Source organism: Pseudomonas sp. LAIL14HWK12:I10 (assembly GCF_900184205.1).
Classification (GTDB): domain Bacteria; phylum Pseudomonadota; class Gammaproteobacteria; order Pseudomonadales; family Pseudomonadaceae; genus Aquipseudomonas; species Aquipseudomonas kermanshahensis.
In genome coordinates, this window is the sequence record NZ_FXWU01000004.1 from 429,015 (window position 1) to 442,232 (window position 13,218).

At 61.9% G+C, this 13,218-nt stretch carries 16 protein-coding genes; 9 read left to right on the forward strand and 7 right to left on the reverse strand.

Translation table 11 applies throughout. The features are described from left to right. Positions 1–6: 6 nt before the first annotated feature. From lptC to QOS90_RS12165, 8 genes are all read left to right on the forward strand, one after another. A complete protein-coding gene (gene lptC, locus QOS90_RS12130) occupies positions 7–579 on the forward strand; it encodes an LPS export ABC transporter periplasmic protein LptC (protein ID WP_027595609.1) in 573 nt (190 codons plus the stop codon). Then, the gene (lptA, locus tag QOS90_RS12135) at positions 566–1,090 is read left to right on the forward strand and encodes a lipopolysaccharide transport periplasmic protein LptA (protein ID WP_027595608.1); all 525 of its coding nucleotides are present in this window, start codon (positions 566–568) and stop codon (positions 1,088–1,090) included. The genes lptC and lptA overlap by 14 nt, the downstream gene beginning before the upstream one ends. Next, positions 1,091–1,816 carry an LPS export ABC transporter ATP-binding protein gene (gene lptB / locus QOS90_RS12140; protein ID WP_027595607.1) on the forward strand — a complete coding sequence of 242 codons (726 nt, stop codon included), beginning with the start codon at positions 1,091–1,093 and terminating at the stop codon, positions 1,814–1,816. It begins immediately after the preceding gene. A gap of 175 nt (positions 1,817–1,991) precedes the next feature. Continuing rightward, on the forward strand, positions 1,992–3,485 hold the full coding sequence (locus QOS90_RS12145) for an RNA polymerase factor sigma-54 (RefSeq protein ID WP_027595606.1): 1,494 nt from the start codon (positions 1,992–1,994) through the stop codon (positions 3,483–3,485). Positions 3,486–3,564: 79 nt separating this feature from the next. Next, entirely contained in the window at positions 3,565–3,873 is a 309-nt protein-coding gene (gene hpf, locus QOS90_RS12150; RefSeq protein WP_003255135.1) for a ribosome hibernation-promoting factor, HPF/YfiA family, read from the forward strand. A gap of 12 nt (positions 3,874–3,885) precedes the next feature. Next, a complete protein-coding gene (gene ptsN, locus QOS90_RS12155) occupies positions 3,886–4,350 on the forward strand; it encodes a PTS IIA-like nitrogen regulatory protein PtsN (RefSeq protein WP_027595605.1) in 465 nt (154 codons plus the stop codon). A gap of 2 nt (positions 4,351–4,352) precedes the next feature. Further along, positions 4,353–5,207, forward strand: a complete 855-nt coding sequence (gene rapZ / locus QOS90_RS12160) for an RNase adapter RapZ (RefSeq protein WP_027595604.1) — start codon at positions 4,353–4,355, stop codon at positions 5,205–5,207. Between the two features lie 20 nt (positions 5,208–5,227). Next, complete coding sequence (locus QOS90_RS12165) at positions 5,228–5,500, forward strand: HPr family phosphocarrier protein (protein WP_027595603.1); 273 nt, start codon at positions 5,228–5,230, stop codon at positions 5,498–5,500. Positions 5,501–5,636: 136 nt separating this feature from the next. Here the strand turns inward: QOS90_RS12165 and QOS90_RS12170 are convergent, their stop codons facing one another. The 6 genes from QOS90_RS12170 to pmbA all read right to left on the reverse strand — a co-directional run bounded on the left by QOS90_RS12170 (position 5,637) and on the right by pmbA (position 11,033). Continuing rightward, positions 5,637–6,530 (reverse strand): ZIP family metal transporter, encoded by an 894-nt coding sequence (locus QOS90_RS12170; RefSeq protein ID WP_085272657.1) that lies wholly within the window; start codon positions 6,528–6,530, stop codon positions 5,637–5,639. Between the two features lie 11 nt (positions 6,531–6,541). Then, positions 6,542–7,153: a superoxide dismutase gene (locus tag QOS90_RS12175; RefSeq protein ID WP_027595601.1), complete on the reverse strand. Its 612-nt coding sequence runs from the start codon at positions 7,151–7,153 to the stop codon at positions 6,542–6,544. A 1-nt stretch (position 7,154) separates the two neighbouring features. Next, positions 7,155–7,616, reverse strand: a complete 462-nt coding sequence (locus tag QOS90_RS12180) for a DUF2753 family protein (protein ID WP_027595600.1) — start codon at positions 7,614–7,616, stop codon at positions 7,155–7,157. 49 nt (positions 7,617–7,665) lie between these two features. Then, on the reverse strand, positions 7,666–9,042 hold the full coding sequence (locus QOS90_RS12185; protein WP_027595599.1) for a class II fumarate hydratase: 1,377 nt from the start codon (positions 9,040–9,042) through the stop codon (positions 7,666–7,668). Further along, complete coding sequence (locus QOS90_RS12190) at positions 9,035–9,436, reverse strand: hypothetical protein (protein ID WP_027595598.1); 402 nt, start codon at positions 9,434–9,436, stop codon at positions 9,035–9,037. The genes QOS90_RS12185 and QOS90_RS12190 overlap by 8 nt, the downstream gene beginning before the upstream one ends. Before the next feature lie 250 nt (positions 9,437–9,686). Next, entirely contained in the window at positions 9,687–11,033 is a 1,347-nt protein-coding gene (gene pmbA, locus QOS90_RS12195; protein WP_027595597.1) for a metalloprotease PmbA, read from the reverse strand. A gap of 108 nt (positions 11,034–11,141) precedes the next feature. Between pmbA and yjgA the strand changes: the two genes are divergently transcribed. After that, positions 11,142–11,660 (forward strand): ribosome biogenesis factor YjgA, encoded by a 519-nt coding sequence (gene yjgA, locus QOS90_RS12200; RefSeq protein ID WP_027595596.1) that lies wholly within the window; start codon positions 11,142–11,144, stop codon positions 11,658–11,660. Between the two features lie 117 nt (positions 11,661–11,777). On the opposite strand, the gene tldD is transcribed toward yjgA, so the two are convergent. Beyond that, a complete protein-coding gene (gene tldD / locus QOS90_RS12205) occupies positions 11,778–13,217 on the reverse strand; it encodes a metalloprotease TldD (protein ID WP_027595595.1) in 1,440 nt (479 codons plus the stop codon). Position 13,218: the final 1 nt, after the last annotated feature.

Below are 13,218 nucleotides of genomic sequence, written 5' to 3' on the forward strand. Positions count from 1 at the left end.
CTGCTCATGTTCAGCAAGAAAGCCCGCAATATTGTGCTGCTCGTGGCCATCGGCGCCCTGCTGGCGGCGATCGGCTACTGGAATGTCAGCCCCGAGAGCTTCCTCGACCAGCCCACGGCCCAGGTCGACGAGAGCGCCATCGACTACTACGCGATCAATGCCCACAGCGTGCAGTTCCTGCCCGACGGCAAGTTGCAGTACGAAATGACCGCCGACAAGGTCGAACACCTGACGGCCACCGAGGTCACACTGGTGACCACGCCAGACCTGCACATGTACCGCGGCACCGAGTACCCGTGGCACGTGCAAAGTGTCCGTGCCGAGGTCAACCCGGACGGCACCGAGGTCGAGCTGATCGACCAGGTGCGCATTGCCCGCACCGACGAAAAGAAGCGTGAAACGATTATCACCAGCTCACGCATGACCGTATTCCCGCAGAAGCAATATGCGCAGACCGAGCAAGCCGTTAGAATCGACGGCGCCGGTGGCACGACCACGGGCAAAGGAATGAAAGCGTATTTGAAAGAAGGCAGGATGGACCTGCTCTCTAACGTAAGAGGACAGTATGAGGCTCGTTAAAACCCTCCCCCTTTTGCTCAGCCTGAGCGCAGCACTGGGAAGCGCGAGCGCCTTCGCACTGCCGACCGACCGTGACCAGCCTATCCGCATCCAGGCCGACAACGCGCACCTGGACGACAAGCAAGGCGTGGCCACCTACACCGGTGACGTCATCATCACCCAAGGCTCGATGATGATCAAAGGCAACACCGTGACCATGACCCGCGCCGCCAACGGCGACATCGACGTGGTCACCTCGGTGGGCAACCTGGCCTACTTCGAACAGCAGCAGAGCACCGCCAAGCCGGACAAGATGAAAGGCTGGGCCGTGACCATTCAGTACCAGGCGCAGAAAGACACGGTGATCCTCACCGACCGCGCCAAGGTCGAGAATGAAGGCAACACCACTGAAGGCGAGAAGATCGTCTACAACACCAAGACCCAGGTTGCGACCGCCGGTCGTGGTGGCAACGTGACTCAACCACGTCAGCGCATCGACATGGTGATCCAGCCGAAGAAGAAGGCCGAGTAAATGGCAACCCTCAAAGCCCAGCACCTGGCCAAGAGCTACAAGGGTCGGCAAGTCGTGCGCGACGTCAGCCTGTCGATCGACAGCGGCCAGATCGTCGGCCTGCTCGGCCCTAACGGCGCCGGCAAGACCACCTGCTTCTACATGATCGTCGGCCTGGTCCAGGCTGAGCAAGGGCGCGTGCTGATCGACAACCTCGATGTCAGCCACCAGCCCATGCACGGTCGCGCGCGTGCCGGCATCGGCTACCTGCCGCAGGAAGCTTCCATTTTCCGCAAGCTGTCGGTGGCCGACAACATCATGGCGATCCTCGAGACCCGCAAGGAGCTCGACCGCGACGGCCGCCGCAAGGAGCTGGAAAGCCTGCTGCAGGAGTTCCACATCAGCCACATCCGCGACAACCTCGGCATGAGCCTCTCGGGTGGCGAACGCCGCCGTGTCGAGATCGCACGCGCCCTGGCGACCGCACCGAAGTTCATCCTGCTCGACGAACCCTTCGCGGGCGTCGACCCGATTTCCGTCGGTGACATCAAGCAGATCATCCACCACCTCAAGGCCAAGGGGATCGGCGTACTGATTACCGACCACAACGTGCGTGAGACCTTGGATATCTGCGAAACCGCCTATATCGTCAATGATGGCCGACTGATCGCCGAAGGCGACGCCGAGACCATCCTGGCCAACGAACTGGTCAAAGAGGTTTACCTGGGTCACGAGTTCCGGCTCTGACCCCGGGACGCACCTGGAGCACTGGCAAATCGACCCTGTCGGGGTTTAAGTTGTTACGGTGCTCTAGGCAAACGCTACAATTTAAGGCATAAAACTTGCTTGAATTTGGCGCTCCGGCGCCCTCGTGTAGTGGATGGCGCATGCGCGCCGGCGAACAAGGTATTAAGCCCCTGCCATGAAACCATCGCTCGTCCTAAAAATGGGCCAGCAACTGACGATGACTCCTCAGTTGCAACAGGCCATCCGCCTCCTCCAGCTCTCCACCCTGGACCTCCAACAGGAAATCCAGGAAGCGCTGGAATCGAACCCGATGCTCGAACGTCAGGAAGACGGCGAGGACTTCGACAACAGCGACCCGATGGCCGATAACGCCGAGAACAAACCGGCCGCCGAAGTCCAGGACAACAGCTTCCAGGAAAGCACCAACAGTGCCGAAAACCTGGAAGACGGCGAGTGGAGCGAGCGAATCCCCAACGAGCTGCCCGTCGATACCGCCTGGGAAGACATTTACCAGACCAGCGCCAGCAGCCTGCCGAGCAACGATGACGACGAGTGGGACTTCACCACCCGCACATCGGCCGGTGAAAGCCTGCAAAGCCACCTGCTGTGGCAGTTGAACCTGGCGCCGATGTCCGACACCGATCGCCTGATCGCCGTCACCCTGATCGACAGCATCAATGGCCAGGGCTACCTCGAAGACACCCTCGAAGAGATCTGCGCCGGTTTCGACCCCGAACTGGATATCGAGCTGGACGAGGTCGAAGCAGTCCTGCACCGCATTCAGCAGTTCGAGCCTGCCGGCATCGCCGCACGCAACCTGGGCGAATGCCTGCTGCTGCAACTGCGCCAGCTACCGGCCAGCACGCCGTGGATGGCCGAGGCCAAACGCCTGGTCACCGACTTCATCGACCTGCTCGGCAGCCGCGACTACAGCCAGCTGATGCGGCGCATGAAGATCAAGGAAGACGAGCTGCGCCAGGTCATCGAACTGGTGCAAAGCCTCAACCCGCGCCCTGGCTCGCAGATCGAATCGAGCGAGCCCGAGTACGTCGTACCCGACGTCATCGTGCGCAAGGACAGCGACCGTTGGCTGGTGGAGCTTAACCAGGAAGCCATCCCGCGCCTGCGCGTCAACCCGCAGTACGCAGGTTTTGTCCGCCGCGCCGACACCAGCGCCGACAACACCTTCATGCGCAATCAGTTGCAAGAAGCGCGCTGGTTCATCAAGAGCCTGCAAAGCCGCAACGAAACCCTGATGAAAGTGGCCACGCAGATCGTCGAGCATCAGCGCGGCTTCCTCGACCATGGCGACGAAGCGATGAAGCCGTTGGTCCTGCATGACATCGCCGAAGCCGTCGGGATGCACGAGTCGACCATTTCGCGGGTCACCACGCAAAAATACATGCACACGCCCCGCGGCATCTACGAACTGAAATACTTTTTCTCAAGCCACGTCAGCACCGCCGAAGGCGGAGAATGCTCGTCCACAGCGATCCGCGCGATCATCAAGAAACTGGTTGCGGCGGAAAATCAGAAAAAGCCATTGAGTGACAGCAAGATCGCTGGTTTACTGGAGGCACAAGGCATCCAGGTAGCCCGTCGCACCGTCGCCAAGTACCGCGAGTCTCTCGGCATCGCACCGTCGAGCGAGCGCAAGCGACTGATGTAGCCCCTGGTATGTGCCACAGCGTTTTTGGGGCAGGTGCAAGACTTGCCTCTTTATGCACGGGCAATAAAGGAGAAGCTGTATGCAAGTCAATATCAGTGGACAGCATGTAGAAGTCACCCAGCCGCTGCGCGATTATGTGCTTGAAAAGCTCGCCCGCGTGGAAAGTCACTTCGACAAGATCACTAACGTGCAGGTCATCATGAAGGTCGAGAAGCTGCAGCAGAAGGTCGAAGCGACCCTGCAGATTCCGGGCGGTGAAGTGGTAGCCAACGCGGAACACGAAGACATGTATGCAGCGATCGACGCCTTGGCCGACAAGCTCGACCGCCAACTGAAAAAACACAAGGAAAAACAGCAAAGCCTGCTGCAAGGTGCAGCTGCCCGCTGATCCCCCTCATCCATGATCCGACTTGAAACCATCCTGACCCCCGGCCGTTCCCTCGTGAACGTGCCGGGCGGCAGTAAGAAGCGCGCCCTCGAAAAGGTCGCCACCGTCATCGCCGAACAAGTGCCAGAGCTGGAGATGCAAGACGTCTTCGAAAAACTGGTCGCCCGTGAAAAACTCGGTTCGACCGGGTTCGGCAACGGCATCGCCATCCCCCACTGCCGACTCGAAGGATGCACCGCCCCGGTCAGCGCACTGCTGCACCTGGAGGCGCCGATCGACTACGACGCCATCGATGGCGCACCCGTGGACCTGCTGTTCGTCCTGCTGGTGCCCGAAGCTGCCACCGATGCGCACCTGGAACTGCTGCGCCAGATCGCCAGCATGCTCGATCGCAAAGAGGTCCGTGATCGTCTGCGTGCCGCCAGCAGTAACGAGGCCCTGTACCAGGTTGTCCTGGACGTACAGAACGAGCACTGAACATGCACCTGATCATCGTCAGCGGCCGGTCCGGCTCCGGCAAGAGCACCGCCCTCGATGTCCTGGAAGACAACGGTTTCTATTGCATCGACAACCTTCCCGCCGGGCTGCTGCCGCAGCTTGCGGAAGATGCCTTGATCAATACCGAGTTGCTGCAGCCCAAGGTCGCCGTGTCGATTGACGCGCGCAACCTGCCCAGCCACCTGACGCGTTTCCCCGAGCTGCTCGAAGAGGCCCGTGCCCGGCATATCAAGTGTGATGTGCTGTACCTGGATGCCGACGAAGACACCCTGCTCAAGCGCTTTTCGGAGACCCGTCGGCGTCACCCGCTGACCAATGCCGACCGTTCCCTGGCAGAAGCGATACGCGTGGAAAGCGACATGCTGGGGCCGATCGCCGACCTTGCCGACCTCAAGATCGACACCACCAGCCTTAACCTTTACCAGTTGCGCGACTCGATCAAGCTGCGCCTGCTCAACCAGCCAGAGCCTGGCACCGCGTTCCTGGTCGAATCCTTTGGCTTCAAACGTGGTATGCCGGTCGATGCTGACCTGGTGTTCGACGTGCGCTGCTTGCCCAACCCCTACTGGAAGCCCGAACTGCGTGAGCATTCTGGTCTCGAACAACCGGTAATCGACTACCTCGCCGCCCAGCCGGACGTCGAAGAGATGTTCAACGACATTTCCAGCTACCTGCTTAAATGGCTGCCCCGCTTCGCCGCCAGCAACCGCGCCTATGTCACCATCGCCATTGGCTGCACCGGTGGCCATCACCGGTCGGTGTACCTGACCGAACGCCTCGGCACGTTGCTGCAGCAATCCCTGAAAAACGTCCAGGTCCGCCACCGCGACCTCTAGCCCACAGGATCCACCCCACGATGCCCGCCCGCGAAATCACCATCATCAACAAGCTGGGCCTGCATGCCCGGGCGGCGGCCAAGTTCGTCGGCGTGGCCGGGCGCTTTCCCTGCCAGGTCAAGGTAGGCCGCGCGCCAGACAAGCTGGTGGACGGCAAGAGCATCATGGCGGTGATGATGCTCGCGGCAGGCAAAGGCACCCAAGTGCACTTGCTGACCGAAGGCGAACAGGACAACGACGCGCTGGACGCGCTGGTCGAGTTGATCAACAACTACTTCGACGAAGGCGAGTAGGGAACGCTGGGCTTGTTACAACACCTTCAGCGCCTGTGAGATCGAGCGCCGCCCGCGCGGGGCTCGGCCTTACAGGCCCAGACAATCTCCCGCCGAACGGTCGCAACCACGACACAATCATCATGGCGCAATCAATTCAAGACATCGCCGTGTCCATCACCATCATCAGGTAAAAACCGATACACAATCCCAAACTAGCCAGGCGGTGATGCCCATTACTACGCGACTCGGGGATGATCTCCTGGGTCACTACCAGCAGCATCGCCCCGGCGGCACACGCCAGGCCCAACGGCAACAGCAGTTCGGCAACATTCACCAGCCAGGCACAGATAACCGCTGCCACCGGTTCGACTAGGCCTGAAGCGGCACCAATCAAGAATGCCTTGAAACGCGGCATGCCCGCCCCCGCCAGCACCAACGCAATCACCAGCCCTTCCGGCACATCCTGCAAAGCGATGCCCATTGCCAGGCTGTCGGCATCGGCCATGCCGCCGCCCGCAGACACGCCAATGGCCATGCCTTCAGGAATGTTGTGGGCGATGATGGCGATCACGAACAACCAGATTCGCGCGGCGATCACCGGCTGGTTGTCCGTGCCGACCAAGGCTTCTGGCGAGGCACCGGAGACCTTGAGGTCGACCAGGAACAGGCACAAGGCGCCAAACATCAGGCCAAAGCTGATCAAGCCGCCCGCGCCCCAAGGGCTGAAGCCGATGCCTTGCGCCGCCTCCAGCCCCGGGATGATCAGGGAAAACGCAGTGGCCGCCAGCATCACACCCGCACCGAAGCCCAGCAGTGTGTCGGCCAGGGCCACCGGCATGTTACGAATCACCAACACCGGTACCGCGCCCAGCGCTGTCCCCAACGCGCACAATGCGCCCCCTTCGAGGGCACGCAGCATGCGCGGCTCTAGGCCCAGCCAGGCAATGCCCTGCGCCAGCAGCAATGCTGTGCCCGCCAGCAACAGCAAGGTTCCTATCGCAAGACGAAACAGACGTACGCTGCTGACGGACAACACCTGTGAACGCATACCGGATCGACTCACTTCAAGGCTTCGAGATAACGACGTTCCACTTCCGCCCAGTCGACGACGTTGTAGAAGGCACCGATGTATTCAGGGCGACGGTTCTGGTATTTCAGGTAGTAGGCGTGCTCCCACACGTCCAACCCGAGAATCGGCGTGTTGCCGTGCATCAGCGGGCTGTCCTGGTTACCGCTGCTTTCGACCACTAACGTGTTGCCCGGGGTGACGCTGAGCCAGGCCCAGCCACTGCCAAAGCGGGTCAGCGCTGCTTTGGTGAAGGCGTCCTTGAACGCGTCGAACCCACCCAGCTCGGCCTCGATGGCCTTGGCCACCTGACCGTGTGGCTGGCCGCCGCCGTGTGGCGCCATCACCGTCCAGAACAGCGTGTGGTTGGCGTGGCCGCCGCCTTGGTTGATCACGGCGCCCTGCAGCTTTTCTGGCAGCTGCTTGACCGCGCTTACCAGCTGCTCCACCGGCCATTCGGCCCACTCGGTGCCTTCGATGGCAGCGTTGAGGTTGTTGATGTAGGTCTGGTGGTGCTTGCTGTGGTGAATTTCCATGGTCTGGGCATCGATGTGCGGTTCCAGCGCATCGTAGGCATAAGGCAACGCAGGCAAGGTATGTGGCATATCAATGGATTCCGTAAGCGTGGGTTCTGGGTGTCACGCCTGTTTGCGCGGCCAGCTCGCTGGCGGCGGGGGCGTGACGGTTGAGCAGGCGCTCGGTGCGCGGGTACTGTCCGTACTCGGCAATGAAACTCAGCAATTCGGTGTAGGTGCGTGAACTGTGGCGCAGCGCTGCATCCCGCAGCGCCTGGGGCAAGCGCGCTTCCTGGCTGGCCTGGAGCAGGCGCTGGTGTGCAGAGCACAGGTAGTCGGCGCTCTCGTGCGGCTGGTTCAGGCGCAGGTGCAGGTCAGCCAGGTTGTGGTGAGCGATGACGAACACCGCCACCGCTTCGTCGACGTCATGCCAGCGCTCGAACAGCACCTGGGCCAAGGCCAAGGCTTGCAGGTAGTGTTCCCGGGCATCGACCCATTCACCTTGCTCGAACAGGCGGTTGGCGGTTTCAGTGGTGCGTTTCCAGTGCTGCATAACGTTTCTCCTGAGCGCGATGGCTCGTACGCTCGGCGGTGACGCTGAGTCAGATACCGCCGGCCGTGAGTTTTTCCGGGTCCAGCAGAGCCTCGAGCTGGTCACGCGACAAGTCGGTGTGTTCCAGCGCCACGTCGATGATCGGGCGGCCCTGCTTGTAGGCGGTCTTGGCGATTTCGGCGGCCTTGAGGTAGCCGATGATCGGGTTCAGCGCAGTGACCAGGATCGGGTTGCGCGCCAGCGCCTCCTTGAGCTTGCTTTCATTGACCTTGAAGGTGGCGATGGCCTTGTCGGCCAGCAGGCGACTGACGTTGGCCATCAGCTCGATGCTTTCCAGCAGGTTGCGGGCGATCACCGGCAACATGACGTTCAGCTCGAAGTTGCCCGACTGCCCGGCGATGGCGATGGTCGCGTCATTGCCGATCACCTGCGCGGCGACCATGGCGGTGGCTTCCGGGATCACTGGGTTGACCTTGCCCGGCATGATCGACGAGCCCGGCTGCAAGCCTTGCAGCTCGATCTCGCCGAGGCCGGCCAAGGGGCCGGAGTTCATCCAGCGCAGGTCGTTGGCGATTTTCATCAGTGCCACGGCGGTGGTCTTGAGCTGGCCGGAAAGGGCCACCGCCGTGTCTTGCGAGCCGATCAGCGCAAACAGGTTTTGCCCGGGAGTGAACTCGACCTGGGTCAGGGCACTCAGCTGACGCGCGAAACCGGCAGCGAACTGTGGATGGGCGTTGATGCCGGTCCCGACGGCGGTACCGCCCTGGGCCAGCGCCTGCAAGCTCGGCAGGGTCGCCTCAATATGCGCCAGCGCGCCGTTGATTTGCGCCGCCCAGCCGTCGAGCACCTGGCTCATGCGCACGGGCATGGCGTCCATCAGGTGAGTACGGCCGGTTTTTACAAAGACTTGCACCTGCACCGACTTGGCCTCGATCACCTGCACCAAGTGCCGCAACGCTGGCAGCAGCTGCTCGTGCAGCGCCAAGGCGGCACTGACATGGATGGTAGTCGGGATGATGTCGTTGCTGCTCTGGCCGCAGTTCACATGGTCGTTGGCATTGACCGCATCACCGAGCACCCGGCTGGCCAGGGTGGCGATCACTTCGTTGGCGTTCATGTTCGAACTGGTGCCGGAACCTGTCTGGAACACGTCCACCGGGAAATGCTGGATAAAATCTTCCGCGAGCAGTTGCTCGACCGCCTTGACGATGGCCTGGCCTTGGTCGGCGGTCACTTGCTCCAGCTCGATGTTGGCCTTGGCCGCTGCCGCCTTGGCCAGCAGCAATGCGCGAATGAACTGGGCCGGCATGCGCTGGCCGCTGATCGGGAAGTTGTCGACCGCGCGCTGTGTCTGGGCGCCATACAGGGCCTCGGCAGGCACCTGAAGCTCACCCATGCTGTCACGCTCGATACGGGTATTACTCATCGTCTAATCCTTGCATCAGTTCATCGGGAGAAATCGAAGGCAGCAGCACGCAGTTGGCCAATTGCAGGGCGTAGGGCTGCCAGCGCTGGTTCTGTTCGCGGCGGTCGAGGTTGCGCAGGTCCAGCAACGGGCGCCAGGCCTGGTCCAGGCACAGGCACCGCCAATGCCACGGCAGCATGCGGTCGCAGGCGGTATCCAGCAGCAGGCGGAAGGAGGTCAACGCCACCGTCCAGGACGAGGTTTCGGTGCAGCACACCAGGTAACGGCCTTCGGCCAGGTAGTGCTCGATAAGACGCGGCTCATCGGGCTCGAGCGCGCAGCGAATGCGCCGGCTGAGCCAGCGCCAGTTTTCCAAATAGGGCAATTCGTGAAGGACGGATTTCATGAACACCATCGCCAAGCAATTGGGTAATGATATTCATTATTAAGTGATAAATAGAATCACTTCAAGTGCGGATCGACTAAAGCCGTGAGGTAGGACGCATAAAAAACCCGGCGCCAGGGCCGGGTTCTCTACATCAGTCTGAAACAGGTTGGGCTGTACCGGCCTCTTCGCGGGTAAACCCGCTCCCACAGTACCCTGAAGCCAGTCGGTATCCTGTGGGAGCGGGTTTACCCGCGAAGAGGCCAGAGCAGGTTACCTATCAGCTCCCTGCAACCGTCATTCGCTCGATCAGCACCGAGCCCGTATGGATATTGCTGCGTGTCTCTAGATCGTTACCGATCGCGACAATTTGCTGGAACATATCCTTCATGTTCCCGGCGATGGTCACTTCCTGCACCGCATGCTGAATCTCGCCGTTCTCGACCCAGAAACCCGCAGCCCCACGCGAATAATCGCCGGTCACCATGTTCAGGCCATGCCCCATCAGCTCGGTCACCAGCAAGCCACGCCCCATGCGACGGATCAGGGCAGCCTGGTCTTCGACGCCATGGGTTACATACAAGTTGTGAACACCACCGGAGTTGGCCGTGCTCGGCAGCCCGAGCTTGCGACCGGAATAGGTGCCCAGCAGATACGACACCAACTCACCTTTGTCGACGAACGGTTTGGCGTAGGTCGCCAAGCCATCGCCATCGAACGCGGCACTGCCCAAGGCCCGAGGAATATGCGGGCGCTCATCGAGGGTCAGCCAGCTTGGGAACAGGCGCTGGCCAAGGGTGCCTTCAAGGAACGACGACTTGCGGTACAGGTTGCCGCCGGAAATCGCCGAGAGGAAGCTGCCGAACAGGCCGCCGGCCAGCTCCGCCGAGAACAGCACCGGCACTTCGCAGGTTGGTACAGGGCGCGCGCCGAGGCGGCTGGCCGCACGCTGGGCCGCGCGCTGGCCGATGCTGCGCGGGTCAGCCAGCAAGGTGCCTTGGCGGTTCACGTCATACCAGTAGTCGCGCTGCATCTGCCCGTCGCCCTCGGCGATCATCACACAGCTCAGGCTGTGCCGGGTCGACGCATAACCACCGATGAATCCGTGGCTGTTGCCGTACACCCGGCACCCTTGATGGGTATTGAGGGTGGTGCCATCGGCGTTGAGAATGCGGGCATCGGCGTCGAACGCCGCGGCCTCGCAGGCCAAGGCCATCTCGATCGCCTTCTCGGGTTCGATATCCCAGTCGTGATAAAGGTCCAGGTCCGGGATTTCGCGCGCCATCAGCGCGGCATCGGCCAGCCCCGAGCACTCGTCTTCAGAGGTGTGCTTGGCGATGGCCAAGGCTGCGGCAACGGTCTCGCGGATCGCGTCTGGGCCACTCGCGGAGGTGCTGGCCGAGCCTTTTCGCTGGCCGACATAGAGGGTGATGCCAAAGCCCTGGTCACGGTTGAACTCGACCGTTTCGACCTCACGCTGGCGCACCGTGGTGGACAGGCCCTGCTCCAGCGACACCGCAACTTCGCAGGCACTGGCACCCTGGCGACGCGCTTCGGCGATGATCGCTTCGACCTGTTCCTGCAACGCTGGCAGGTCTTTCGGACCTACGCTCTGGACTGCACTCATGGTTCTCTCCACTCAAATTCTGCGTTCGGCGAGGGTCATTCTACGACCGGGCCGGACAAGCGGCCCCCGACTGGTTATCATGGCGGCGATTTCTAGCGGACTGCCACCATGGTTGATTCAAACGACGCCTACGACGGCGAAAAAAGCAAAACCCAGATCAAGCGCGAACTGCATGAACTGGTTGAACTCGGCGAGCGCCTCACTACGCTCAAGGCCGACACCCTGGCACGCCTGCCGTTGACCGACGAGCTACGCAAAGCGTTGGCCGAGGCCAGCAAGCACACAGCTCACGGAGCCCGCAAACGGCACATGTCGTTCGTCGGCAAGCTGATGCGCGTCCAGGACCTGGATGCCATCCATGCCTTGCTCGAACAGATGGACAGCTCGACCCGCCAGTACAACGAGCGCTTCCACGGCCTGGAGCGCTGGCGCGACCGGCTCATCGACGGTAATGACGAAGACCTCGAGCGCTTCGTCAACGAATACCCCGACACCGATCGCCAGCAACTGCGCTCGCTGATCCGCCATGCCCAGCACGAAAAAGCGCGGAACAAGCCGCCTGCTGCTGCGCGCAAGGTGTTCAAGTACATCCGCGACCTCGACGAGCTGCAGCGCGGCTTGCGTTGATGCCGTAGGGCCGCGTTGCGGCCCATTCGCAGCGCAAGGCTGCTCCTACAGGCATCGCATGCCCCTGTAGGAGCAGCCTTGCGCTGCGAAAGGACCGCAAAGCGGTCCCCAACGCCATCACGCGCCAGTACCGCCAACTGTGATCGCATCCAGCTTCAGCGTCGGCTGCCCTACCCCTACCGGCACCGATTGCCCATCCTTGCCGCAAGTCCCGACACCACTGTCCAGGGCCAGGTCATTGCCGACCATCGACACGCGGCTCATCGCCTCCGGTCCGTTACCAATCAGCGTTGCCCCTTTGACCGGCGCAGTAATCTTGCCGTCCTCGATCAAGTACGCCTCACTGGTGGAGAACACGAACTTGCCGCTGGTGATATCCACCTGGCCACCACCAAGGTTGGCGCAGTAGATGCCTTTTTTCACCGAGGCGATGATTTCTTGCGGGTCGCTCTCGCCGGCACGCATGTAGGTGTTGGTCATACGTGGCATCGGCAGATGCGCGTAGGACTCGCGACGGCCGTTGCCGGTCACCGCCATGCCCATCAGGCGGGCGTTCAGCTTGTCCTGCATGTAGCCTTTGAGCACACCGTTTTCGATCAGCGTGGTGCACTCGGTCGGGGTGCCTTCGTCATCCACGCTCAGTGAGCCACGGCGGCCTTCAAGGGTGCCGTCGTCGACGATGGTGCACAGCTTTGACGCCACCTGCTCACCGATGCGGCCACTGAACGCCGAGCTGCCCTTGCGGTTGAAGTCGCCTTCCAGGCCATGGCCCACCGCTTCATGCAACAACACGCCCGACCAACCCGAGCCCAGCACCACCGGCAAGGTGCCCGCCGGCGCAGGAATCGCCTCCAGGTTCACCAGCGCTTGGCGCAAGGCCTCACGGGCATAGCCCATGACCTTGTCTTCGGTGAAGAACCGGTAGTCGGTACGCCCGCCACCGCCCTGGCCACCGCGTTCGCGGCGGCCATTCTGTTCGACGATGACGCTGACGTTGAAACGCACCAGCGGGCGCACGTCGGCGGCCAGGCTGCCGTCAGCCGCGGCGATGAGAATGCGCTCCCAGACCCCGGCCATGCTCACGCTGACCTGCTGGATACGCGGGTCCAGCGCACGGGTCGCCGCGTCGACACGCTTGAGCAGGTCGACCTTTTCGGCGCGCGTCAGCACATCCAGCGGGTTGTCCGGAGCATACAGGGCGGTCACATCCTGGCTACGGAACGCCTGTACCGTGCCATTCTGCCCAGCGCGGGAAATCGAACGCGCGGCGCGGGCGGCCGAGGTCAAGGCTTCCAGGTTGATAGCATTGCTGTAGGCGAAGCCGGTCTTTTCACCGGATTGGGCACGTACGCCCACGCCCTGATCCAGGTTGAAGCTGCCCTCTTTGACGATGCCGTCCTCGAGCGCCCAGGTTTCCGAGATCTGGCCCTGGAAATACAAGTCGGCGGCATCGATGCCCGGGCCGGCCAACTCACCCAGCACAGCCTGCAGGCTGTCCAGGGTCAATCCGCCTGGGGCCAGGAGCTGCTCGCTGACGGTGGATAACATCTGGCTCATA

Excerpts from the sequence above, each read along its gene's own strand:
- QOS90_RS12170 (WP_085272657.1), bottom strand. The coding sequence starts at position 6,530 with ATGCGTTCACAGGTGTTGTCCGTCAGCAGCGTACGTCTGTTTCGTCTT.
- tldD (WP_027595595.1), bottom strand. The coding sequence starts at position 13,217 with ATGAGCCAGATGTTATCCACCGTCAGCGAGCAGCTCCTGGCCCCAGGC.
- lptB (WP_027595607.1), top strand. The coding sequence starts at position 1,091 with ATGGCAACCCTCAAAGCCCAGCACCTGGCCAAGAGCTACAAGGGTCGG.
- pmbA (WP_027595597.1), bottom strand. The coding sequence starts at position 11,033 with ATGAGTGCAGTCCAGAGCGTAGGTCCGAAAGACCTGCCAGCGTTGCAG.
- rapZ (WP_027595604.1), top strand. The coding sequence starts at position 4,353 with ATGCACCTGATCATCGTCAGCGGCCGGTCCGGCTCCGGCAAGAGCACC.
- lptA (WP_027595608.1), top strand. The coding sequence starts at position 566 with ATGAGGCTCGTTAAAACCCTCCCCCTTTTGCTCAGCCTGAGCGCAGCA.
- QOS90_RS12145 (WP_027595606.1), top strand. The coding sequence starts at position 1,992 with ATGAAACCATCGCTCGTCCTAAAAATGGGCCAGCAACTGACGATGACT.
- ptsN (WP_027595605.1), top strand. The coding sequence starts at position 3,886 with ATGATCCGACTTGAAACCATCCTGACCCCCGGCCGTTCCCTCGTGAAC.
- QOS90_RS12180 (WP_027595600.1), bottom strand. The coding sequence starts at position 7,616 with ATGCAGCACTGGAAACGCACCACTGAAACCGCCAACCGCCTGTTCGAG.
- lptC (WP_027595609.1), top strand. The coding sequence starts at position 7 with ATGTTCAGCAAGAAAGCCCGCAATATTGTGCTGCTCGTGGCCATCGGC.
- QOS90_RS12190 (WP_027595598.1), bottom strand. The coding sequence starts at position 9,436 with ATGGTGTTCATGAAATCCGTCCTTCACGAATTGCCCTATTTGGAAAAC.
- QOS90_RS12185 (WP_027595599.1), bottom strand. The coding sequence starts at position 9,042 with ATGAGTAATACCCGTATCGAGCGTGACAGCATGGGTGAGCTTCAGGTG.
- yjgA (WP_027595596.1), top strand. The coding sequence starts at position 11,142 with ATGGTTGATTCAAACGACGCCTACGACGGCGAAAAAAGCAAAACCCAG.
- hpf (WP_003255135.1), top strand. The coding sequence starts at position 3,565 with ATGCAAGTCAATATCAGTGGACAGCATGTAGAAGTCACCCAGCCGCTG.
- QOS90_RS12165 (WP_027595603.1), top strand. The coding sequence starts at position 5,228 with ATGCCCGCCCGCGAAATCACCATCATCAACAAGCTGGGCCTGCATGCC.
- QOS90_RS12175 (WP_027595601.1), bottom strand. The coding sequence starts at position 7,153 with ATGCCACATACCTTGCCTGCGTTGCCTTATGCCTACGATGCGCTGGAA.